General features: G+C 71.4%; 16 protein-coding genes, 1 tRNA gene and 2 pseudogenes. 13 read left to right on the top strand and 6 right to left on the bottom strand.

Annotated elements, in window-relative coordinates:
• The 7 genes and pseudogenes from QM788_RS18785 to QM788_RS18755 form a co-directional block, all read left to right on the top strand.
• A pseudogene (locus QM788_RS18785) lies at positions 1 to 264 on the top strand (GTPase); the annotation flags it as partial.
• Positions 265 to 582: 318 nt separating this feature from the next.
• A pseudogene (hflK, locus tag QM788_RS18780) lies at positions 583 to 1,787 on the top strand (FtsH protease activity modulator HflK).
• Between the two features lie 15 nt (positions 1,788 to 1,802).
• On the top strand, positions 1,803 to 2,693 hold the full coding sequence (gene hflC, locus QM788_RS18775) for a protease modulator HflC (RefSeq protein ID WP_415662963.1): 891 nt from the start codon (positions 1,803 to 1,805) through the stop codon (positions 2,691 to 2,693).
• A complete protein-coding gene (locus QM788_RS18770; protein ID WP_415662962.1) occupies positions 2,690 to 2,872 on the top strand; it encodes a DUF2065 domain-containing protein in 183 nt (60 codons plus the stop codon). The genes hflC and QM788_RS18770 overlap by 4 nt, the downstream gene beginning before the upstream one ends.
• A gap of 64 nt (positions 2,873 to 2,936) precedes the next feature.
• Entirely contained in the window at positions 2,937 to 4,100 is a 1,164-nt protein-coding gene (locus QM788_RS18765; protein WP_415662961.1) for an ATP phosphoribosyltransferase regulatory subunit, read from the top strand.
• Positions 4,101 to 4,146: 46 nt separating this feature from the next.
• Positions 4,147 to 5,478, top strand: a complete 1,332-nt coding sequence (locus QM788_RS18760) for an adenylosuccinate synthase (RefSeq protein WP_415662960.1) — start codon at positions 4,147 to 4,149, stop codon at positions 5,476 to 5,478.
• A 32-nt stretch (positions 5,479 to 5,510) separates the two neighbouring features.
• Positions 5,511 to 6,032, top strand: a complete 522-nt coding sequence (locus QM788_RS18755) for a phosphoribosyltransferase (protein ID WP_415662959.1) — start codon at positions 5,511 to 5,513, stop codon at positions 6,030 to 6,032.
• 190 nt (positions 6,033 to 6,222) lie between these two features.
• On the opposite strand, the gene QM788_RS18750 is transcribed toward QM788_RS18755, so the two are convergent.
• Positions 6,223 to 6,307 (bottom strand) — tRNA-Leu (locus QM788_RS18750).
• 68 nt (positions 6,308 to 6,375) lie between these two features.
• Between QM788_RS18750 and rnr the strand changes: the two genes are divergently transcribed.
• On the top strand, positions 6,376 to 8,727 hold the full coding sequence (gene rnr, locus QM788_RS18745) for a ribonuclease R (RefSeq protein WP_415662958.1): 2,352 nt from the start codon (positions 6,376 to 6,378) through the stop codon (positions 8,725 to 8,727).
• Between the two features lie 7 nt (positions 8,728 to 8,734).
• Here the strand turns inward: rnr and QM788_RS18740 are convergent, their stop codons facing one another.
• The 5 genes from QM788_RS18740 to QM788_RS18720 form a co-directional block, all read right to left on the bottom strand.
• Positions 8,735 to 10,087 (bottom strand): NAD(P)H-hydrate dehydratase, encoded by a 1,353-nt coding sequence (locus QM788_RS18740; protein WP_415662957.1) that lies wholly within the window; start codon positions 10,085 to 10,087, stop codon positions 8,735 to 8,737.
• A 32-nt stretch (positions 10,088 to 10,119) separates the two neighbouring features.
• Positions 10,120 to 11,895 carry a ShlB/FhaC/HecB family hemolysin secretion/activation protein gene (locus QM788_RS18735; RefSeq protein WP_415662956.1) on the bottom strand — a complete coding sequence of 592 codons (1,776 nt, stop codon included), beginning with the start codon at positions 11,893 to 11,895 and terminating at the stop codon, positions 10,120 to 10,122.
• A 40-nt stretch (positions 11,896 to 11,935) separates the two neighbouring features.
• On the bottom strand, positions 11,936 to 14,911 hold the full coding sequence (locus QM788_RS18730) for a beta strand repeat-containing protein (RefSeq protein ID WP_415662955.1): 2,976 nt from the start codon (positions 14,909 to 14,911) through the stop codon (positions 11,936 to 11,938).
• A 906-nt stretch (positions 14,912 to 15,817) separates the two neighbouring features.
• Entirely contained in the window at positions 15,818 to 17,530 is a 1,713-nt protein-coding gene (locus QM788_RS18725; protein WP_415662954.1) for a filamentous hemagglutinin N-terminal domain-containing protein, read from the bottom strand.
• 283 nt (positions 17,531 to 17,813) lie between these two features.
• Positions 17,814 to 19,064, bottom strand: a complete 1,251-nt coding sequence (locus QM788_RS18720) for an NAD(P)/FAD-dependent oxidoreductase (protein WP_415662953.1) — start codon at positions 19,062 to 19,064, stop codon at positions 17,814 to 17,816.
• A 355-nt stretch (positions 19,065 to 19,419) separates the two neighbouring features.
• Here QM788_RS18720 and rpsB point away from each other — a divergent pair, with 355 nt between their 5' ends.
• The 5 genes from rpsB (at position 19,420) to uppS (ending at position 23,266) form a co-directional block, all read left to right on the top strand.
• On the top strand, positions 19,420 to 20,166 hold the full coding sequence (gene rpsB / locus QM788_RS18715) for a 30S ribosomal protein S2 (protein ID WP_415662952.1): 747 nt from the start codon (positions 19,420 to 19,422) through the stop codon (positions 20,164 to 20,166).
• Positions 20,167 to 20,235: 69 nt separating this feature from the next.
• Positions 20,236 to 21,129 carry a translation elongation factor Ts gene (tsf, locus tag QM788_RS18710; RefSeq protein ID WP_415662951.1) on the top strand — a complete coding sequence of 298 codons (894 nt, stop codon included), beginning with the start codon at positions 20,236 to 20,238 and terminating at the stop codon, positions 21,127 to 21,129.
• Between the two features lie 89 nt (positions 21,130 to 21,218).
• Positions 21,219 to 21,929: a UMP kinase gene (gene pyrH / locus QM788_RS18705; RefSeq protein WP_415662950.1), complete on the top strand. Its 711-nt coding sequence runs from the start codon at positions 21,219 to 21,221 to the stop codon at positions 21,927 to 21,929.
• A gap of 54 nt (positions 21,930 to 21,983) precedes the next feature.
• Entirely contained in the window at positions 21,984 to 22,544 is a 561-nt protein-coding gene (gene frr / locus QM788_RS18700) for a ribosome recycling factor (protein WP_415662949.1), read from the top strand.
• 14 nt (positions 22,545 to 22,558) lie between these two features.
• Positions 22,559 to 23,266, top strand: coding sequence for a polyprenyl diphosphate synthase (gene uppS / locus QM788_RS18695; protein ID WP_415663012.1), 708 nt, complete (start codon positions 22,559 to 22,561; stop codon positions 23,264 to 23,266).
• Positions 23,267 to 23,285: the final 19 nt, after the last annotated feature.

The raw sequence follows: 23,285 nt of genomic DNA, 5'->3' as shown, positions 1-23,285 counted from the left end.
CTGTTCGCCACGCTGGACACCACCACCCACTCGCTCTACCTGGAGCAGGCCGGCGCCAGCGTGTCGCTGTCCGACACGGTGGGCTTCATCCGCGACCTGCCGCACAGACTCATCGAGGCCTTCCGTCGCGACGCTGCAGGGGCGGCCGACGCCGACCTGCTGCTGCACGTGGTGGACACCGCCAGCCCGGTGCTGGACGAGCAGATGGCCGAGGTCGAGCGCGTGCTGGCCGAGATCGGCGCGGCCGGCATGCCGCAGATCCTGGTCTACAACAAGCAGGACCTGCTGCACGAACGACCAGCGCCCGCGCGAGATCGTCGACGCCGTTCTTGCGCCCCGCGGGCGGCACCGCGCCGACGCCGCGCGTGTTCGTCAGCGCCCGGGGCGGCGCCAGCACTGGCCGAGCTGCGCCAACTGATCGCCGTGGCCATGCAGGCCCGGCCCTTGATTCCCGACGAGCGGGACCACGTTTCGACGTCGAGCCGTCGGACGGTCCCGAGTTCCTTCTTCCTCAGTCCCTTCCCAGGCATGAGCAGCACTTTCCACACCCCGCCCCGCAGCCCCTCCTGGGTCCGGCGCCTGATGACGCCGGTGGCCCGCGCCGCCGGCCGGCTGCTGAACAACGGCCGCAACGACGGCCCGCCCGACCTCGACGAGCTCTGGCGCGACTTCAACCAAGCAAGCTCTCCGGCATGTTCGGCGGCAAGCCCAGCGGCCCCACCGGCCCGGCCGGCGGCACCGGCGGCGGCGTGCCCGACATGAAGGGCGCGGGCATCGGCGCCGGGCTGATCGCCGGCGTGGTCGCGCTGGGCTGGCTGGGCAGCGGCTTCTTCATCGTGCAGGAAGGCCAGCAGGGCGTCGTCACGTCCTTCGGCAAATACAGCAAGACCGTGGAAGCCGGCTTCCAGTGGCGGCTGCCCTATCCGTTCCAGCAGCACGAGATCGTGTCGGTCACGCAGCTGCAGCAGGTCGAGGTGGGGCGCAACTCGGTCGTGGCCGCCACCGGCCTGCGCGACTCGTCGATGCTGACGCAGGACGAGAACATCGTCGACATCCGCTTCACGGTGCAGTACACGATCAAGGACGCCCGCGAGTTCCTGTTCGAGAACCGCGAGCCCAGGGACGCCGTGATGCTGGCCGCCGAGTCGGCGGTGCGCGAGATCGTCGGCAAGAGCACGATGGACTCGGTGCTGTACGAGCAGCGCGACGTCATCGCGGTGGACCTGGCCAAGTCCATCCAGGCGCAGCTGGACCGCCTGAAGGCCGGCATCCTGATCAAGAACGTCAACGTGCAGAGCGTGCAGCCGCCCGAGCAGGTGCAGGCCGCGTTCGACGACGCCTTCAAGGCCAACGCCAACCGCGAGCAGCTGAAGAACGAGGCCCAGGCCTACGCCAACGAGGTGATCCCGCGCGCGCAGGGCGAGGCCGCCAAGCTGCGCGAGCAGGCGCAGGGCTACAAGGCCCGCGTCGTCGCCACCGCCGAGGGCGACGCCGAGCGCTTCAAGAGCGTGCTGGCCGAGTACCAGAAGGCGCCGCAGGTCACGCGCGACCGCCTCTACATCGACGCGATGCAGCAGGTCTACAGCAATGTCAGCAAGGTCATGGTGGACAGCAGGAGCGGCTCCAACATGCTCTACCTGCCGCTGGACAAGCTGCTGCAGCAGGGCGGCAGCGGCAGCGTGACGGTGTCCGCGCCGCAGCCCGCGAGCCTGCCCGAGTCCGCGCAGGTGCCGGCCGCCGCCGACCTGCGCGGCCGTGACAACCTGCGCAGCCGCGACGGCCGCTGACCGAGGAAGCCCCCCATGAACCGTATTGCCGCCATCGTCGCCGGCGCGCTCGTCGTCCTGATGCTGCTGTCGTCGACGCTCTTCATCGTCGACCAGCGCCAGTTCGCCGCCGTCTATGCGCTCGGTGAGATCAAGGAAGTCATCACCGAGCCGGGCCTGAAGTTCAAGCTGCCGCCGCCGCTGCAGAACGTCGTGCTGCTGGACCGCCGCGTGCAGACGCTGGACAGCCCCGAGTCGCGCCCCATCTTCACGGCCGAGAAGAAGAGCCTGGTCATCGACTGGCTCATCAAGTGGCGCATCGCCGAGCCGCGCCAGTTCATCCGCAACAGCGGCGCCGACATCCGCAACGTCGAGAACCGGCTGGCGCCGGTCGTGCAGGCCGCCTTCAACGAAGAGGTCACCAAGCGCACCGTCATCGCCGTGCTGTCCACCGAGCGCGAGAAGGTGATCAGCGACGTGCGCAAGCGCCTGACCGACGAGGCCGCGCAGTTCGGCATCGAGGTCGTCGACGTGCGCATCAAGCGTGTGGACTTCGCCTCGGGCATCACCGAATCGGTCTACCGGCGCATGGAGTCCGAGCGCAAGCGCGTGGCCAACGAGGCGCGCTCCACCGGCGCGGCCGAGGGCGACAAGATCCGCGCCGACGCCGACCGCCAGCGCGAGATCATCGTCTCCGAGGCCTACCGCGACGCGCAGAAGGCCATGGGCGAGGGCGACGCCCGGGCCTCGGCGCTGTACGCCGATGCCTTCGGCCGCGACCCGAACTTCGCCCAGTTCTACCGCTCGCTGACGGCCTACAAGGCCAGCTTCCGGAACAAGAGCGACGTGATGGTCGTCGACCCGAACAGCGACTTCTTCAAGGCCATGCGCGGGGCCGGCCCCGCCGCCGCAGCGGCGCGCAAGTGAACGAGTGGCTGGCCGCGCTGGCGCTGGTGCTGGTCATCGAGGGGCTGATGCCGCTGCTCAGCCCGGCGAGCTGGCGCGAGGTGTTCCGCCGCGTGCTGGCGATGAGCGACGGGCGAATCCGCTTCATCGGCCTGGCCAGCGTGCTGATGGGCACGCTGGGCCTGCTCTGGTTGCGCTGATCCGAACGCTGGCGGGCCGAAGGCGGCCCGTACAATGCCGTTTTTAACCGCCTAGCCCGCGCCCATGACCTCTGCTTGGCTGCTGCCCGAGCACATCGCCGATGTCCTGCCCTCGCAGGCACGCCGCATCGAAGAACTGCGCCGAGAGCTGCTCGACATGGCCCGCAGCTACGGTTGCGAGCTGGTCATCCCGCCGCTGCTGGAGCACCTGGACTCGCTGCTGTCCGGCACCGGCAGCGGCTCCGACATCAAGCTCTTCAAGCTCGTCGACCAGCTCTCCGGCCGCTCGCTCGGCCTGCGCGCCGACACCACGCCGCAGGTCGCCCGCATCGACGCCCACCTGCTGAACCGCCAGGGCGTGACGCGGCTGTGCTACTGCGGCCCCGTGGCGCACGCGCGGCCCGACGGCCTGAACACCAGCCGCGAGCCGCTGCAGTTCGGCGTCGAGATCTACGGCCACGCCGGCCTGGAGGCCGACCTGGAGGTGCAGGAGCTGGCGCTGGACGCGCTGCGCCGCGCCGGGGTCGGCCGCGTCATGCTGGACCTGGGCGATGCGCGGCTGCTGCGCGGCGTGCTCGACGGCGTCGCGCTGCCGGCCGACCGGCTCGGCGCGCTGACCGCCGCGCTCGCCGCGAAGGACATGGACGCGCTCGCCGCGCTCGCCGCCGGCATGCCTGCCGCGACGCGCGACGCGCTGCTGGCCCTGCCCAGCCTGTTCGGCGGCCGCGAGGTGCTGGACGAGGCCGCGCGCCGCCTGCCGGACCACCCGCTCGTGAAGGCCGCGCTGGCCGACCTGGGCTGGCTGGCCGGCCACCTGGCGGCCGTGCATCCCGAGGTCGGCCTGGGCTTCGACCTGGCCGACCTGCAGGGCTATGCGTACTACACCGGCATCCGCTTCGCGGCCTATGCGTCCGGCTGCGCCGACGCGGTGCTGCGCGGCGGCCGCTACGACGAGATCGGCGCCGCCTTCGGCCGCCGCCGGCCGGCCGTGGGCTTCAGCCTGGACCTGAAGACGCTGGTGGGCCTGGTGCCCGCGACCCGGCTGCGCGCCGCCGTGCGCGCGCCCTGGGGCGAGGACGCCTCGCTGCGCCAGGCCGTGCGCGCGCTGCGCGAGCAGGGCGAGACGGTGGTGTGCGTGCTGCCCGGCCACGAGCACGAGGCCGACGAATTCGACTGTGACCGCGAGCTGGTTCGCGGGCACGCTGGCTGGGCCGTCCGCGCGCTGTGAGGCGCGGCCGCCCGCAATCCCATTTCAAGCAAGACAGGCAAGCAACATGAGCCAAACCGCGCGCGGACGCAATGTGGTCGTCGTCGGTACCCAGTGGGGTGACGAGGGCAAGGGCAAGGTCGTGGACTGGATGACGGACCATGCCCAGGGCGTCGTGCGTTTCCAGGGCGGCCACAACGCCGGCCACACGCTGGTCATCAAGGGTGTGAAGACGGCGCTGCAGCTGATCCCCAGCGGCATCATGCGCGACGGCGTGGCCTGCTACATCGGCAACGGCGTCGTGCTGGACCCGACCCATCTGCTCACCGAGATCGAGCGCCTGGAGGCGGCCGGCGTCGAGGTGCGCTCGCGGCTGTTCATCAGCGAGAGCTGCCCGCTGATCCTGCCCTTCCACGTCGCCGTGGACAAGGCGCGCGAGGCGCTGCGCGAGACCAGCGGCAGCGGCAAGATCGGCACCACCGGCAAGGGCATCGGCCCGGCCTACGAGGACAAGGTCGCCCGCCGCGCGCTGCGCGCCCAGGACCTGAAGCACCCCGAGCGTTTCGCCAAGAAATTGCGCGAGCTGCTGGAGCTGCACAACTTCGCGCTCGCCGGCTACCTGAAGGGCGAGGCGCTGGCCTTCGAGCCCATCTTCGAGCAGGCCATGAAGATGGCCGAGCAGATCAGGCCCATGCTGGCCGACGTCGGCTACCTGATCCACAAGGCCCACCAGGCCGGCGCCAATATCCTGTTCGAAGGCGCCCAGGGCACGCTGCTGGACATCGACCACGGCACCTACCCCTACGTCACCTCCAGCAACTGCGTGGCCGGCAACGCCGCGGCCGGCGCCGGCGTCGGGCCGCAGATGCTGCACTACATGCTGGGCATCACCAAGGCCTACACGACGCGCGTCGGCTCCGGCCCGTTCCCGACCGAGCTGGACTGGGAGCAGCCCGGCACCGTCGGCCACCACCTGTCCACCGTCGGCCAGGAGCGCGGCACCGTGACCGGCCGCGCGCGCCGCTGCGGCTGGCTGGACGCCGCCGCGCTGAAGCGCTCCATCATCATCAACGGCATCACCGGCCTGTGCCTGACCAAGCTCGACGTGCTGGACGGCCTGCCCGAGATCAAGATGTGCGTGGGCTACGAGCTGGACGGCAAGCGGCTCGACATCCTGCCGCTGGACGCCGACGAGATCGAGGCCTGCACGCCCGTCTACGAAAGCTTCCCCGGCTGGACGGAGGCCACCTTCGGCGCGACCTCGATCGAGGCGCTGCCGGCCAATGCGCGCAGCTACCTGAAGCGCGTCGAGGAAGTCATCGGCGCGCCGATCGACATGGTGTCCACCGGCCCCGACCGCGAGCACACCATCGTGCTGCGCCACCCGTATTCCGCCTGACCCATCCCCATCACCACGGAGACACCCTCGCCATGCTGACCGACGACGGCAAACACCTGTACGTGTCCTGGGACGAGTACCACCTGCTGACCGAGCGCCTGGCGCTGAAGGTGCATGCCTCGGGCTGGCAGTTCGACCAGATCCTGTGCCTGGCCCGCGGCGGCATGCGCCCGGGCGACGTGCTGTCGCGCGTGTTCGACAAGCCGCTGGGCATCATGTCCACCAGTTCCTACCGCGCCGAGGCCGGCACCATCCAGGGCCGGCTGGACATGGCCAAGTACATCACCATGCCCAAGGGCGAACTGGCCGGCCGCGTGCTGCTGGTGGACGACCTGGCCGACTCCGGCATCACGCTGAAGGCCGTCGTGGAGCGGCTGCGCGGCATGCCGGCCATCAGTGAACTGCGCTCGGCGGTCATCTGGACCAAGCAGGTGTCGGCCTACACGCCGGACTACTACGTCGAGATGCTGGAAACCTCGCCGTGGATCCACCAGCCGTTCGAGGAGTACGACGGCATGGGGCCGGAGGCGTTGGCGAAGAAGTTCGTCGTTTGAAGCGACGTTGGTGGGTGAGTGGCACGGATGAAAAGCTCGATTTGTGCCACCACTCGACGAAGCGCCCATCGAGGGTGCCTCGTCGGGGACTCGGTCACGTCCCGCGACCCCGACGCGCCCTTCGAGTCCTCTCCTGGGCACCCAAAAAGCAAAAGGCCAGCGCGTTTGCGCTGGCCTTTTGCTTTTTGTCTGGTGCCCAGGAGAGGACTCGAACCTCCACGGAGTTACCCGCTAGTACCTGAAACTAGTGCGTCTACCAATTCCGCCACCTGGGCAAGGTGCTCAACACTTCTGGTGAAGTCCTGAGCCGTTTCAGGAAAGCGCGGACTATAGCATCAAAATCTTGAAACACGCAAATCACACTTCCACCGGCGCCGACGGCGCCGGGCTGCTCGGCGAGGTCGAGGGCACGCTGCAAGGCCACCGCGACGGGCACGGCTTCCTGATCCCGGACGACGGGTCGGCCGACATCTACCTCTCCTCGCAGGAGACCCACGCCGTCATGCACGGCGACCGCCTGCGCGTGCGCGTGACGCGCTTCGACAAGCGCGGCCGCCCCGAGGGCAAGGTGCTGGAGATCCTGGCGCGCAGGAAGCGGCCCATCATCGGCCGGCTGCTGCTGGAGTCCGGCGCCTGGCTGGTCGCGCCCGAGGACCGGCGCATGGGCCAGGACATCCTGATCCCCAAGAACGGCATCGCCAACGCGACGGCCGGCCAGGTCGTCGCCGTCGAGCTGACCGAGCCGCCGTCGCTGTACTCCAGGCCGGTGGGCCGCGTCGTCGAGGTGCTCGGCGAGATCGACGACCCCGGCATGGAGATCGAGATCGCGGTGCGCAAGTACGACGTGCCGCACCGCTTCAGCCCCGACACGCTGGCGCAGTCCGCCAAGCTGCCCGAGAAGCTGCGCGCCGCCGACCTGAAAGGCCGCATCGACCTGCGCGACGTGCCGCTGGCCACCATCGACGGCGAGGACGCCCGCGACTTCGACGACGCCGTCTACTGCGAGCCCTTCAAGCAGGGCCGCGGCAAGAAGGCCTTCGAGGGCTGGCGGCTGCTTGTCGCCATCGCCGACGTGTCGCACTACGTCAAGCCCGGCGAGCCGCTGGACGCCGACGCCTACGAGCGCGCCACCTCGGTCTACTTCCCGCGCCGCGTGATCCCGATGCTGCCGGAGAAGCTGTCCAACGGCCTGTGCTCGCTGAACCCGTATGAAGACCGGCTCAGCATGGTCTGCGACATGCTCGTGTCCACGGCCGGCGAGGTCTCGGCCTACCAGTTCTACCCGGCCGTCATCAGCTCGCACGCGCGCTTCACCTACAACGAGGTGGCCGCCATCCTCGCCAACACGCACGGCCCGGAGGCCGCCAAGCGCCGCGAACTGGTGCCGCAGCTGCTGCACCTGCACGAGGTCTACCGCGCGCTGCTGGCCGAGCGCCAGCGCCGTGGCGCCATCGACTTCGAGACCACCGAGACGCAGATCGTCTGCGACGACAACGGCCGCATCGAGAAGATCGTCCCGCGCACCCGCAACGACGCGCACCGGCTCATCGAGGAGGCCATGCTGGCCGCCAACGTCTGCGCGGCGGACTTCATCCAGCACGGCAAGCACCCCTCGCTGTACCGCGTCCACGAAGGCCCCACGCCCGAGAAGCGCCAGACGCTGCAGGCCTACCTGCGCTCGCTGGGCATCCCGCTGGGCATCTCCGACGACCCGGCGCCGCGCGAGTTCCAGCAGCTCGCCGAGGCCACCAAGGACCGCCCCGACGCGCAGCAAATCCACACCATGCTGCTGCGCTCCATGCAGCAGGCCATCTACACCGGCACCAACTCCGGCCACTTCGGCCTGGCCTACCCGGCCTACACGCACTTCACCAGCCCGATCCGGCGCTACCCGGACCTGCTGGTCCACCGCGTCATCAAGGCGCTGCTGGCCGGCCGGAAGTACACGCTGGACCCGGCCAAGATGAACGTGCCGCAGGCGCCCAAGCGCCCCGGCCGCGCGGCGCCGCCGAACCCGGCCGAGGCCCGCAACGAGGCCGAGCGCTGGGAGGTCGTCGGCGCGCACTGCAGCGCCAACGAGCGCCGCGCCGACGAGGCCAGCCGCGACGTCGAGGCCTGGCTGAAATGCCGCTACATGCGCGACCGCCTCGGCGAGGAGTTCGCCGGCACCGTCAGCGCGGTCACGTCCTTCGGCCTGTTCGTGCAGCTGGATGCGCTCTACGTCGAGGGCCTGGTCCACATCACCGAGCTGGGCGGCGAGTACTTCAAGTTCGACGAGGCGCGCCAGGAACTGCGCGGCGAGCGCACCGGCATCCGCTACGCCACCGGCGCGCGCGTGCAGGTGCAGGTCGGCCGCGTGGACCTGGACGGCCGGCGCATCGACTTCCGCCTCGTGCGCGAGGCCGACGAGCTGCGCGCGCTCGCCCGCGGCGCCGCGCCCAAGTCGGCGGGCAAGCCGGCAGGCAAGGGCGCCGGCCGGGCCCCGGCCCGGAAGCGGGCGCCGCAGACGGACGCCCAGATGGCCGCGCAGACGGCCGTCGAGGCGCTGGAAGACGTGCGCCAGGCCGACCGCGACCTCAAGCAGAGCCGCAAGGCCGCCGTCGCGGCGCTGCACCCGGTGAAGGCCGCGCGCAAGGCGGCGAACAAGGCCGCCAAGAAGTCGGCCGCCAAGCCGGCGACGCGCAAGCGCCGCTGAGTTGGGCTCAGCGCCCGGCCGCAAGCCGGGCGACCAGCTCGCCGGCCCGCGCCAGCGCCGGCCCCTCGCCCGCGCGGCCATGCTGCTCGACGCCCTGGCAGGCGATGGCGTGCGCGCCCGCCCGGGGCTGCTGCGCCCACAGCCCGCCCAGCCAGCCGGCCAGCACGTCGCCGGTGCCGGCCGTCGCCAGGCCCGGGCCGCCGCTGGGGCAGAGGGCCGGCGTCTCGCCCGGGCTGGCGACGACGCTGCCCGAGCCCTTCAGCACGACGGTGGCGTTCAGCGCGCCGGCCAGCCGCTGCGCGGCGGCCACGCGGTCGCGCTGCACGGCGGCCACGTCCGTGCCCAGCAGGCGGGCGGCTTCCAGCGGATGCGGCGTGAGCAGCGTCGTGCCGGCCGGGCGCTGCCGCAGCCGGGCCGCGAGCGCCGGGGCCGCGGCGACGGCGTTCAGCGCGTCCGCGTCGAGCACGAGCGGGCCGGTCTGGGCCAGCAGCGCCGGGGCGGCGGCGGCCGCCGCGTCGCCGGCACCGCAGCCGAAGACCCGCACCGCGTCCGGCAGGCGCGCGGCCGCGCCGCGCATCAGCTCCGGCCACGCCGGGTCGGCGGGCTCCAGGGCCGGCGCGTCCAGCAGGTCCACGTAGACCCGCCCCGCGCCGCAGGCCAGCGCCGCGCGCGCGGCCAGCCGGGCTGCGCCCTGCATGCCCGGCGCGCCGCCCACCACCAGCACCTGGCCGTGGCTGCCCTTGTGGCTGGTCGCGCCGCGCGCCGGCCGGGGCACGGGGCCCAGCAGCAGCGCGGTGGGCGCCTCGTCGGGCGCGACGCCCAGGCCGTCGAACCACAGGCGCCCCGCATGCGCGCGGCCTTCGCCGGTGAACAGGCCGGGCTTGAGCGTCAGCAGCACCAGCGTGTGGTCGGCCCGCACGGCGAGCTCACCGGCCGGCTGGCCGGTGTCGGCGAGCAGGCCGCTGGGCAGATCGACGGCCAGCACCGGCGCGCCGCAGGCGGCCATCGCGGCGATGGGCGCCCGCAATTCGGCGGCGGGCGCGCGGTTCAGCCCCAGGCCCAGCAGCGCGTCGATGGCCAGCGACGGATTCGCCGGCATGTCGTGGCCGACGTGGACCGGCACGCCGGCCTGCGCGAGCCGGCGCGCGGCGACCTGGCCGTCGCCGCCGTTGTTGCCGGGGCCGCAGGCCACCCAGACCGGGCCGTCGCCGCGCCGCAGCGCCAGCGCCAGCTTGGCCACGGCCAGGCCGGCGCGCGCCATCAGGTCGGGCGAGTGGACGAGGGCGCGGGCCTCGATGCGCCGGCTGGCGGCGACGTCGAACAGCGGCAGCGGGGCGGTGGTGGGCAGCAGCGGGTGCATGCCCGCGAGCTTAGGACCTGTTCACGCCTTCTTCAGAACACCCACCCCCCCTGCACCAGCACGCGGGTGCGCCCGGCGCGCTCGCTCATCGGCTCGCCGCCGGCGGTGCGGCGGGCGAGCTGCAGCTTGGCCATGCCGCCGCCTGTGGTCGCCAGGCTCAGCGAGGCGCCCACGTCGGCCAGCGTGCGCGGCTGGCCGGAGGGGCCGGCGGGGTGGGCCGCGCGCGCCCGGCCGTGGTCGGTGAAGACCCCCGCCGTCCAGCGCAGCCGGCTGCCCTGTCCGCCGCTTTGCGTACCACCCAGCGCCTTGTTCAGCTCCGCGTGCAGCAGCACCGCATGGTCGCCGCTGAGCTCGCCGATGGGGTAGGCCAGCACGCCGCCGCTGCCGGCCACGCCCATGCGTTCGCTGCCGTCGAGGTTGCGCCCGCTCAGCGTGATCTGCGCCCGCGCGCTGGCCTGCGCCGTGACGCCCTGCGGCAGTTGCACGGCGTGCGCCAGCCGGAGTTCGAGCTTGCCGTAGTCGCCCTCGGTCCGGTCGCCGGCCGCGTCCAGCGCCCGGGCCGTGGCGTCGCGGAAAGCGAGCCGCCCGTAGCTCAGCGCCGCGCTGGCCGTGGTCTGGCCGTCGTGGCCGGCCAGCAGCGCGTGGATGTGGCGCAGGCTCACCGAGGCGGTGACGCCGTGCGAGCGCTTGGGCGTGACGAGGCCTGCGCTGCGCACCTCGTCGCGCAGCTGCCGCGCGGCCAGCGCGAGGCCGGCTTCGATGCTGGTGGCCCGGGTGCGCTTGAGCGGCGTGGTGAGGTTGAGTTCGAGCGCGTCGGCGGTGCCGGTGGCGTCCAGCGCGGCGTAGCGGTCGCCGAGTTCGTAGCGGGTGCGCGAGAGCGCGGCTTCGGCGCGCGTGCCGCGGGTGCTCAGCAGCGCGGAGTAGGCCAGGCGCCCGTTGGCCAGGCCGGCGTGTTCGGTGAGCAGGCCGCTGGCGGAGAGCCGGTCGCCGCGCCCGGTGGGGGAGTTCCAGTCCACGGCGCCGGAGAGGCGCGCCTTGCCGGTGTAGCGCGAGCCGTGGTTGTCGGCCAGCAGGTAGCCGTTGGCCGCGGGCGTGGCCTGGGTGCCGACCGCGAAGTCGCTGGTGCCCACGCGGGCGCCGGGCATCACGTCGGCGCGCACGACCTGCACGCCGGGCGTGTCGTTGATGATCAGCATCGCGCGCTCCAGGGTGTCGAGCGAGACGATGTCGTAGCGCTTGACGTCGTCCAGCAGGCCTTGCACGACCGCGTCGTTGACGCGCGAGCGGTTGTCGAGCACGAAGCGGCCGTAGTTGCCCTCGAGCACGCGCAGCGTGAGCACGCCGCCGCCGGCTTCCTGGGCGGGTTCCTGGGCGGGCACGTAGACGCGCGCGACGAAGTAGCCGCGCCCGCGGTAGTAGCGGGTGAGGCGGGCGGCCAGGGCTTCGAGCTCGGCCAGGGTGTAGGCCTTGCCGGCCTCGCCCTGCAGCTGGGCCTGCAGCGTGGCGGTGTCGATCTCGCGGTTGCCGGCGATCTCGAAGCGCGCCACCTGCACGCGCGGGCCGCCGCCGGGCAGGGCCTGCATCGGGGGTGCGGGCGGGAGGTTGCCGAGCGTGGGCAGCGGCGGCGCGGTGTCGGGGCGCGGGGCGGGCGCGGGCAGCTGGCGCAGCGCGTCGCCGATGCCGGGCGGGGCCGTCTGCGCCTGCGCGGCGAAGGCGGCCAGCGCGAGCGCGGCCGACAGCGCCGACAGCGTGAGAAGGCGGGGCTCGAAGGTGCGGGCGCGGGGGGCGGAGCGGGTCGTCATGGACATCGGGGGCATGGGGGTGATGGGAGAGCGGGCGGTCAAGGCGTCACTCCTCGGCCTGGACGACGAACAGCAGCTGGTCCACGCCGGTGGGCAGGCGCACGCCGCCGTTGACGATCTCGGCCAGCGAGTTGCGGCTGAGCGGCACGCGCACGTCGGGCGGGGTGCCGGTGGCGGCCCCCGCGCCGGGCTTGAGCATCGCGCGGGCCTGGGTCAGCGTGACGCCGGTGCTGGCCTCGCCGCCGCGCGGCGCGGACACCAGCGCGAGCGCCGCGCCTTGCTCGAAGGCGCCGGCCAGGGCCTGCGGCATCGCCACGACGTTGGGCGCCAGGCCCGCCACCGGGCCGGTGGCGTCGCCGGGCAAGGCGGCTTCGGTCAGCGCGGGCACGGCCGGCAGGGTGCGCACGGCCTGCGCCACCACGGCCTTGACGGCGTTGTCCTGCACCGTGATCTGCAGCACCGTGTTGCCGCTGTCGGCGATGGCGTAGTGCGCGTCCTGCGCGGCGAACTGCGCGCGGATCTCGTAGACCCCGGCGTTGCGGATGGCGTCCACCTGCTGGCCGTCCTTCCAGATCGTGTAGGCCAGCGCGCCGGGCTCGGTGCCGGCCACCGTGTTGGCCCAGCTCTGCAGCACCAGCTGGTCGAGCTGCGCGGGGGTGACCAGGTCGGAGCCGTTGGCCGTGTAGAGCTTGCCCGGCTCGGCGCTGGCCAGGGTGTAGGTGAGCGGGCGGTGCAGCAGGTTGCCGGTGAGGCCCTGGCCGGCGCCGCCGGCCAGCTGGTAGTTGCCGGCGTCGGCACCGCCGAGGGCCAGGCCGGTGAGGGCCACGGGCTTGCCGCTGCCGGCCACCGTGTCGGCGAAGGCGGCGCTGTAGTCGAGGGCCAGCTGGTCGCCGGCGATGCGGTCGTCCGTGGCCTGCACGCTGGCGGCCAGCGTGCCGTCGAACACCTTGTCGGCGACGGTGAAGCTCAGCTGCAGCACGCGCGGGGTGATGAGCACGCTGCCGGTGGGCGAGCCGGCCAGCGCGTAGTTGGCGTTGCTCAGGCCCAGCGTGCCGGCGGACAGCGCCTGCGTGCCCACGCCCTTGCCGGCCAGCGCGGCGCTGCCGGTGAGGCTGGCCTGCTCGCCGGGCAGCACGCCACTGAGTTGCAGCAGGTCCAGCCCGGCCACGGCCGTGCCGTCGTAGGCCCGGCTGGCGCCGGCGATGGCGCTGACGGTGACGGGGCGGGCGGTGATGGTGACGTTGCCGGTGGGCGTGCTGCCCGTCAGCGTGTAGTTGCCGGCAGCCGTGCCGGTGAGCGCCAGGCCGCTGAAATCCGTGATGGCCTGGGTGCCGGCGTTGGCGCTGGCGAGGGTGGCGTTGCCGGCCACGGCCACGTTGTCGCCGGCCACGAGGTTGCCGATCTGCAGCAGGTTCACGCCGGCCAGCGCCGTGCCGTCGTAGACCCGGCTGGCGCCCGGCAGCACGCTCACGCTCACGGGCCGCGCGGTGATGGTCACGCTGCCGCTGGGCGTGTTGCCCGCCAGCGTGTAGTTGCCCGCAGCCGTGCCGGTGAGCGTCAAGGCCGTGAGGCCGGTGAGGGCCTGGGTGCCCACGTTGGGGCTGGCGAGCGTCGCGCCGCCGCCCACGGCCACGTCGTCGCCGGGCAGGAGGTTGCCGATCTGCAGCAGCTCCAGTCCGGCCAGCGCCGTGCCGTCGTAGGCCCGGCTGGCGCCGGCCACGACGGCCACGCTGACCGGGCGGGCGGTGATGGTGACGTTGCCCGTGGGCGTGCTGCCCACCAGCGTGTAGTTGCCGGCATGTGCGCCGGTGAGCGTCAGGCCGGTGACGCCGACGAGCGCCTGGCTGCCCACGCCGGATGCGGCCAGGGTGCCGGTGCCCGACAGGGCCACGCTCTCGCTGCCGACGATGTTGGTGATCTTCAGCAGCGCGTGGCCGGCGTCGGTGGTGGCGTCGTAGACGCGGCTGGCGCCGGCCACCGTGGTGAGGGCCACCGGGCGGGGCAGCACCAGGTAGCTCGATCCGTTGAGGGTGTAGTTGCCGTTGCTCAGGGCCAGCGTGCCGGCCGAGGCCAGGGTCTGCGTGCCCACGCCGGCGCCGGAGAGGGTGCCGCTGCCGGTGGCGGTGACGGTGTCGCCGGCCACCAGGTTCTGCACCACCAGGTCGGTGCCCGCGAAGGCGCTGGTGCCGTCGTAGGTCTTGCCGGCCTGCACCACGCGCGGGGTGATGGCGGTGCCGTCGGCGGCGAGCGTGACGCTGTAGTTGCCGGCCTTGCCGCCGTTCGTGCCGTCGGCCAGCGTGGCACCCACCTGCGCGGTGGCGCCGGCGTTGGCGGAGGTGAAGGTGACGGTGGGGGTGAAGACCAGGGTCTCGCTGCCCACCAGGCCGCTGAGCGTGCCGCCGGTGGCGCTGCCGGCGGTGGTGCCGTCGTAGACCTTGGCGCCGACCGTGGCGCCGGTGATCGTCAGGGCCTTGGGCGTGACGGTGGCGGCCACGGCCTGGCCGGTGAGGGGCGTGAAGTCGTAGTCGCTGGGCAGGCCCGAGCCGGTGACGGCCAGGCCCGCCACGTCCACGCTGGCGCTGCGGCTGCCCGCGTCGGGGCTGTCGAGCACGCCGGTGACGCCGGTGAAGCTGAGCGTGTCGCCCGCCACGCCGCCGACCGGGCTGGCCGTGACGCTGGCACCGGTGGTGCCGTCGTAGGCGCGCGTGGACACGCTCAGGGCGGCCGTGACTGCGGCCTTGCTGACCTCGACCGTGCCGGTGGGCAGGGTGCTGCTCAGCGTGTAGTTGGTGCTGGAGAGCGTGAGGCCGCCGATGCTGCTGACCGAGCGCGTGCCGGCGTGGATGGAATCCAGCGTGGCCAGGCCGCCCAGGCTGACGCTGTCGCCGTTGACCATGCCGGCGAGGTTGAACAGGCTGGCCGCGGCCACGTTGCTGCCGTCGTAGGCGCGGGTGGCGCCGTTGTTGACGGCCAGTGTCAGGGCGCGGGGATCGACGGTGAAGGCGCCGGTGGGCAGGGTCACGTCGTAGTCGGCCGGGTCGAAGCCGCTGGCCCAGGTCAGCGAGAAGATGTTGGGCGTGCTGGCGTAGGCGTAGCTGCCGGCGTTGGTGGTGGGGGAGATGGCGGTGCCCCAGTTGACCGACAGGCAGCCCGTGCAGCCGGTGAGGCTCAGGCCTCGACAGCGAGGGCAGTACGGTGTCGCCGTAGGTCATGCCCAGTGCGCCGGGCAGGGTCAGGGTGAGCGAGGTGGTAGTGGGCGTCCAACCCGCCTTGTGGACCGGATAGCCGTCATTGAACGTGCTCTTCTGCAGCCAGGGGCCGGTAGGGCCGAAGTCCCAGCCCGCGCCGGTGAACGTGGCCTTGTCCGTCATCTGGGCGGTGGGGAGCGGACGACTGTTGGTGATCGTGAGCGTCATTTGTCGGGGTTGTAGGTGTTGTCACTGCCCGGTGGCGAGACGGCCGGTGAACGAGCTGTCCCAGTAAGCTGTCGATCACAGTGATAGTGTAAAGACCGTTGCAATTGACTTTGCAAAGCCGACAAAGGCTCCCTTGCCCGACTCGGCGACACTGCCCACGTGGTAGCTGCGCTCAATGGTGGTTAGGTTCCCAATACGTTCACCAACGAATCCGCCAACTTGCTAATGGTACCGACTAATGCACGATACGTTGACGCGCGCATAGGAATCGGCTATATGCAAGTCCTTCCTGCGTGCGGCCGATCAAGCCGCCTGCTCTGTTTGTTGACATCCGTACCCTGGACCGAGCTGCGCACGATGTTGACAGTGCCGTGGGTTCCACGTAGGCGACCAACCCACCGGAGGTCTGAGCGTCCGAGACACTCAGATTGGTGACGGCGACGCCTGAAATCGATACTGGCCTCCACGCTACCGCAACCAGGCCGGCTGCGGAAAACATCGTGCCGCCACTGCTATGGATATTCACGTTGTCCAGGCGCAGATCGCGCACCGTCAGGTTGCCCCGGTCGCCGCCGAAGAAGGCAGCTATTCGCGTTCGAGGCGCCTGCGATGTCGATGTTGCTGATCGTGTGCCCCAGCCCCGTGAACACCGTGGGCGTGTTGCTGCCCGCCACGGAGTTCGTGAAGCTGATGCTGTTGGCATCCATGTTTGCCCCCAGCGCCAGGTACGCGGTCACGGTGCTGGTGTTCAACGCGCCGATCAGGTCGGCGGTCGAGGTGTTGCCCAGCGCGCCCAGGCTGGTCACCACGGTGTAGGTGTTGGTGCTACCGAGCCCGCCCGCTATCGTGGAGAAATTCTGCCCGGCCTGCAGCGAGATCGGCGCCCACACGTAGTAGTCCGAGGCCTGCCCGCCGACCACGCCGTCGTTCGCCGCCTGCCCGTACTCCAGGGCCAGCTTGCCGCTGGCGCCCGTGGCCGTGATGGGCTTGTTGATGTAGATGTTGCGATCGGCCACCAGCGACAGCGTCGTGTTGGCCGACCAGTTCACCGCGTCGTTGACGAAGATGTCGCCGTTGCCGCTGGTGCCGCCGTTGATGCTCTGGATCCCGACATGGTTGTTGTTCAACTGCGCCGACAGGGTGGCGCCGCTGATGTCGCCGCCGCTGGCGATGGTGTAGTCCTGCGGGTCGATCAGCCAGGTGCCAGTCTTGCCCTGCGGCGCGGCGGTGGTGATGTGCGCGCTGTCGGCGACCTTCACCTTCGCGGCGCTGGTCTCGATGAAGCCGCCGTTGCCGCCGTCCGGCGCGCTGGCGTCCAGCGTGCCGCTGACCGTGGTGGTGCCGCGCTCCATGTCGCCCAGCAGCACGATTTTTCCCTCGTGCTCGGCGATGCTGCGCGCGCGGATCTCGCCGCTGTGGTTGACCATGCCGTCCAGCAGCCCTTCGGCTGCCTTGGCCGTCAGCAGCACCTGGCCGCCATCGGCCAGGATGGCGCCGCCGTTGGCCACCAGGCTGTCCAGCGCGCCCTGCTCCAGGGTCACGCCGACCAGCGAGCTGCCGTTGAAGTTGAGCGTGACCTGGTTGCCCGCGGCCAGCGCGACGTGGCCCAGCTTGGCGCTGATGACGCCGTCGTTGCGCACCTGCTGGCCGATCAGCGCCACGTAGCCGCCGTCGGCCGCGTTGAGCGTGCCTTCGTTGACGACGCTACCGGCGCCGCTGCCGCTGAAGCTGGCCTTGCCGGCCATGAAGTCCGCATCGCTCAGGTCGCGCGTGGAGGCCACGAGGCCGGCCGTGTCCACGCGCGCGCCCTTGCCGAACAGCACGCCGTTGGGGTTGAGCACGAAGACCTGGCCGTTGGCCTTCAGCGCGCCGTCGATGACGGAGGTGTCAGCGCCGGTGACGCGGTTCAGCACCACGGCCTGCGCATTGGGCTGCTGGAAAGTGACGCTGGCGTCCTTGCCGATCGAGAAGTTCTGCCAGTTGATGGCCGCGCGCTGGCTGCCCTGGGTGACCGTCATCGCGCTGCCCTGCTGGGCGATGGCCGCACTGCCGGCGGTGACCTGCCCGCCGGTGGGCAACGTGCCCGGGCCGGCCGCGAAGGCCGCGCTCGCGGCGGCGACCAGGCCGGCCGCACCGGCCGCCTTGCCGCAGCTGCGCGCGGTCTCCGCGACGGCGACGAAGGCGCCCAGGCGCCGGTTCCAGACTTTGCGATAGATGTGGTTCATACGGGCTGCAAGACGGTGAGGAGCCACGCGGCGCCACCCCCACCTGGGCGGTGGCGCGCGCATGTGAAAAACAGGTGCAGCCAGTATTCGGAAAACGCTCAGATCCGTATACGCGGATCGCGCAAACCTCTATACGGATTGCGCAGTCGCCCCCTGTTCCCGCGCCGAAAGGCGGGGAATGCGTGAGGAGTTCACAGTCCAAAAATGGCGGGTCGCGGCCGCCTGGCGGCTGCCTGAGCGCCGGCGCAACATCCCGCCGGGCGGCGTGGCCGCGAACGGGTTCTCAGGCCAGCCGCTGCGGGCCGAGGGCCGTGATGTCGAGGGCCGGCGCCTGGCCGGCGACCTGTTGCGCCAGCAGCTGCGCGCTGCCGCAGGCCAGGCCCCAGCCCTGGCCGCCGGGCGAGAGGTTGAGCCACAGGCCGGGGCGGGCGGCGGCGCCGAGCAGCGGCAGGCCGTCGGCCGGCACGGCGCGGCGGCTGAGGCCCTGCTGCACCTGCTGGTGCAGCACCGAGCCGGGGAACCAGTGCTGCAGGCCGCGGTGCAGGGCCTCGAAGTCGGGCGTGGCCTTGGCGCGGGCGTCGGTGACGGCCAGGCCGCCGGTGACGCGCACGCGCTGGCCGCTGCGGGCCACCGTGAGGCCGCGCGAGGGGTCCACCCAGCCGCCCTTGGGGCCGAGGTCGGGATGGGCCTCCAGCAGGCGCAGCGGCGCCGTGACGGCGGCCTCGTGCCGGGCGGCGAGCCGCAGGCGCTGGCCGGCCAGCGCGGCCGCCTCCAGGCCGTTGCACAGCACGACGGCGTCGAAGCGCTCCTGCTGCGGGCCGGCCGGCTGCGGCAGGGTGTCGCCCGCGTCGCGCTCCACGCCGCGCGTGGGGGCCTCGGCGGGCGGCGTGTATTCGTGCTGCAGCGCGAGGCCGGCGCCCTCGGCGGCGATGGCGCGCACCGTCGTGTGGAAGCGGAACTCGGCGCCCAGGCGCTGGGCCTGCAGGCGCAGCTGCTGGGCGAAGAGGCGGGCGTTGCCGGCGCCGCCCTGGCCCAGCGCCAGCGCGGCGGACAGCGGCGCGTCGGGGTTCAGGCCGGGCTCGCGGCGCCGGGCCTCGCCGGCCTCGATCAGCTCGACCTGCAGGCCGAGCGCCTGCCAGCCCGGCAGGGCGGCCTCGGCGGCGGCCGCGCGTTTGGCGTCGGCCAGCGCGACGAGCAGGCCTTCGGCGGCCTCGTCGTCCAGGCCGAGTTCGCGGCGCAGCGCGGCGGTGCGGGCGAGGCTGAGATGGCTCAGCGCGGCGAGCGTGGCCGGCGCGTCGCCGCCGGTGCGGCCGGCGCGCCAGCGGCGCAGGCGCAGGCCCAGCGGTGCCGGCGCGCCGGCCTCGGCGAGCCCGGGCACGAAGGGGGAGAGCAGGGCGCTGCTGGCGAAGCTGGCCTGCTCGGCGACGCTGCCGCCGCGCTCGAAGACCTGGACCCGCAGCCCCAGCGCGGCCAGCTCGTAGGCCGTGGCCACGCCGGCCAGGCCGGCGCCCACCACCGCGACGCTGCGGCTCACCGCGGCACCCGGCGGGCAGCCGCGGAGGCGGTCGTGGCGCGGGGCGCCGAGGCGGGCGCCGCAAGCGGGCTGGCGACCGCGGCGGGGCGGCGTCGGCGGGAGGGGGTCATGGGCCGTGTATACTCTGCGGGTTTTGCCGGAGGGGGCAGCTTTTTGAGCTGCTTTCGTTCGGCAGGACGGTTGTGAGGGGTGGCGTCACCAGGAGGCTGGTGCCCGCCCGTCGCAACGAATCGCAAACCGGCCACGCAAAGGTGTTGTGGTTTGCGGCGCTGGGAATCCGTTCAGAAACAAGGGTTTCCAGATGCTGCGACGCAATTCGGGCCGGATTTTAGACCCAACCTTCGGAGCAAGACCCATGTCTGTCACGATGCGCGAGATGCTGGAAGCCGGCGTCCATTTCGGCCACCAAACCCGCTTCTGGAATCCCAAGATGGCCCCGTATATCTACGGCCATCGCAACAAGATCCACATCATCAACCTCGAGAAGACGCTGCCCGCGTTCAACGATGCGATGAAGTTCGTCCGCTCGCTGGCGGCCAAGCGCGGCACGATCCTGATGATCGGCACCAAGCGCCAGGCCCGCGAGTTCGTCGCCGCCGAGGCGCAGCGCGCCGGCATGCCCTACGTCGATTCGCGCTGGCTGGGCGGCATGATGACCAACTTCAAGACGGTCAAGACCTCGCTGAAGAACCTGAAGGACATGCAGGCCCAGGTCGAGGCCGGCACGCAGCCCGCGATCAAGAAGGAAGCCCTGCTGTTCCAGCGCGACATCGCCAAGCTGGAGAAGAACATCGGCGGCATCCAGGACATGACCGCGCTGCCTGACGCGATCTTCGTGATCGACGTCGGCTACCACAAGATCGCCGTCGCCGAGGCCAAGAAGCTGGGCATCCCCGTCATCGGCGTCGTGGACACGAACCACTCGCCCGACGGCATCGACTACGTCATCCCCGGCAACGACGACTCGGCCAAGGCCGTGGCGCTGTACGCCCGCGCCGTCGCCGACGCGGTGCTGGAAGGCAAGGCCAATGCCACGAACGACGTGCTGGCCGCGGTGGCCCCGGCCGGCGACGAGTTCGTCGAGGTTTCCGAAGAGGCCTGAGCCCCTTCCACCCTGCATTCGAAAGGGGCCTCACGGCCCCTTTTTCCGAACCGATCCTGGAGAACTGAAATGGCTGCAATCACTGCAAGCATGGTCGGCGAGCTGCGCGCCCGCACCGACGCCCCGATGATGGAGTGCAAGAAGGCGCTGACCGAGGCCGACGGCGACATGGGCCGCGCCGAGGAGATCCTGCGCGTCAAGCTGGGCAACAAGGCCGGCAAGGCTGCGTCGCGCATCACCGCCGAGGGCGTGGTCGCCGCCGCCGTGGTCAACGGCAACGGCGCGATGGTCGAGGTCAACTGCGAGACGGACTTCGTCTCCAAGAACGACGCCTTCCTGGCCTTCGTGTCCGCGCTGGCCGGCCTGGTGGCCGAGCACGCGCCGGCGAACGTCGAGGCGCTGTCGGCGCTGCCGCTGTCGCAGGAAGGCTTCGGCCCGACCGTGGAAGACGTGCGCAAGGGCCTGATCGGCAAGATCGGCGAGAACATGACGATCCGCCGCTTCCAGCGCTACACCGGCTCCAAGCTGGCGACCTACCTGCACGGCACCCGCATCGGCGTGGTCGTCGAGTTCGAGGGCGATGACGTGGCCGCCAAGGACGTGGCGATGCACATCGCCGCGATGAAGCCGGCCGCGCTGTCGGGCGCCGACGTGTCGGCCGAGCTGGTCGAGAAGGAACGCAAGATCGCCACCGAGAAGGCCGCCGAGTCCGGCAAGCCGGCCGACATCGTCGCCAAGATGGTCGAGGGCTCGGTGCAGAAGTTCCTGAAGGAAGTCGCGCTGCTGGACCAGGTCTTCGTGAAGGCCGCCGACGGCAAGCAGACCGTGGGCGCGCACCTGAAGTCGGTCAACACGACGGTCAAGGGCTTCACGCTGTACGTCGTCGGCGAAGGCATCGAGAAGAAGGTGGACGACTTCGCCGCCGAAGTGGCCGCCCAGGTGGCCGCCGCCAAGGGTCAGTAAAGACCCCTGCTGAATGAAAGGGCGCCAAGTTGGCGCCCTTTAAACTTCCGGCCTCCCCCCAGACCCACCCCCCGATTTCCGAGGACAACATGCCCGCGTACAAGCGCATCCTGCTCAAACTCTCCGGTGAAGCCCTGATGGGCGACGACGCCTACGGCATCAACCGCGCGACCATCGTGCGCATGGTGCAGGAGGTGCGCGAGGTCACCGAGATGGGCGTCGAGGTGGCGGTGGTCATCGGCGGCGGCAACATCTTCCGCGGCGTGGCCGGCGGCTCGGTCGGCATGGACCGCGCGACGGCCGACTACATGGGCATGCTCGCCACCGTGATGAACTCGCTGGCGCTGGCCGACACGATGCGCCAGGAAGGCATGACCGCCCGCGTGATGTCGGCCATCGCCATCGAGCAGGTCGTCGAGCCCTATGTGCGGCCCAAGGCGCTGCAGTACCTCGAAGAGGGCAAGGTCGTCGTCTTCGCCGCCGGCACCGGCAACCCCTTCTTCACGACCGACACCGCCGCCGCGCTGCGCGGCGCCGAGATCGGCGCGGAGATCGTGCTGAAGGCCACCAAGGTGGACGGCGTCTACACCGCCGACCCGAAGAAGGACCCGTCCGCGACGCGCTATTCGCGCATCGGCTTCGACGAGGCCATCGCCCGCAACCTGCAGGTGATGGACGGCGCCGCCTTCGCGCTGTGCCGCGACCAGAAGCTGCCGATCAAGGTCTTCAGCATCTTCAAGCCTGGCGCGCTCAAGCGCGTCGTGCAGGGCGAGGACGAGGGCACGCTGGTCCACGTCTGAGCCGCCGCGCCGACCGCCCGGGCGGCCCGTCCCGCAATTTCACAGGTATCGATCATGAGCATCGCCGACATCAAGAAGAACGCCGAAGCCAAGATGGCCAAGTCCGTCGAGGCGCTGAAGGGTGAACTGCAGAAGATCCGCACCGGCCGCGCCCACCCGGGCATCCTGGACCAGGTCAGCGTCGATTACTACGGCTCCATGGTGCCGCTCAGCCAGGTGGCCAACCTGACGCTGCTGGATGCGCGCACGATCTCCGTCCAGCCCTGGGAAAAGGGCATGGGCGCCAAGATCGAGAAGGCCATCCGCGAGAGCGACCTGGGCCTGAACCCGGCCAGCCAGGGCGACCTGATCCGCGTGCCGATGCCGCCGCTGACCGAGGAGCGCCGCCGCGACCTGACCAAGGTCGTGCGCAATGCCGGCGAGGACGCCAAGGTGGCCGTGCGCAATCTGCGCCGCGACGCCAACGAGCAGGCCAAGAAGCTGCTGAAGGACAAGGAAATTGGCGAGGACGACGAGCGCCGCAGCCTCGACGAAGTGCAGAAGCTCACCGACCGGGTGATTAGCGAGATCGACAAGCTGATCTCGGCCAAGGAAGCCGAGATCATGGCGGTTTGAGCGCGCGGCCCGACGTGACGACGCCCGACCGCCCGGCGCCGCCGCGCCACGTCGCCATCGTCATGGATGGCAACGGCCGCTGGGCCAAGAAGCGCTTCCTGCCGCGCTTCTTCGGCCACAAGGCGGGCGTGGACAGCCTGGTCAAGATCGTGCAAGCCTGCATCGACCGCGGCATCGAGCACCTGACCGTCTTCGCCTTCTCCAGCGAGAACTGGAAGCGCCCGAGCGACGAGGTGTCCGGCCTGATGGGCCTGGTGCTCGCGGCCGTGAGCCGCTACCTGGCCAAGATGGGCGCGATGGGCGTGCGCATCCGCATCGTCGGCGACCGCGACGCGGTGTCCGACAAGCTGCGCAACGCCTGGAACGAGGCCGAGGCGGCCACGGCCCACAACACCCGGCTGACGCTCAACGTCGCCTTCAACTACGGCGGCCGCTGGGACATCGTGCAGGCCTGCAGGAAGGCCATCGCGGCCGGCGTGAAGCCCGAGGAACTGACCGAGGCCAGGTTGTCCGGGTTCATGGCGATGAGCCATGCGCCGGACCCGGACCTCTTCATCCGCACCGGCGGCGAGGTGCGCATCAGCAACTTCCTGCTCTGGCAGGCGGCCTACACCGAGTTCGTGTTCTCGGACTGCCTCTGGCCCGAGTTCGGCGAGCGCGAGCTGGACGCCGCGATCGCGTCCTTCCACGAGCGCGACCGCCGCTTCGGCGGCGTGAAATGAGCCCATCGCCCGAGGAGCG

Source organism: Roseateles sp., from assembly GCF_047654785.1.
In the GTDB taxonomy this organism is placed as follows: Bacteria; Pseudomonadota; Gammaproteobacteria; order Burkholderiales; family Burkholderiaceae_C; genus Pelomonas.
Note: the sequence above shows the minus strand (reverse complement) of the source record. Positions and strands in the feature narration are given on the sequence as shown.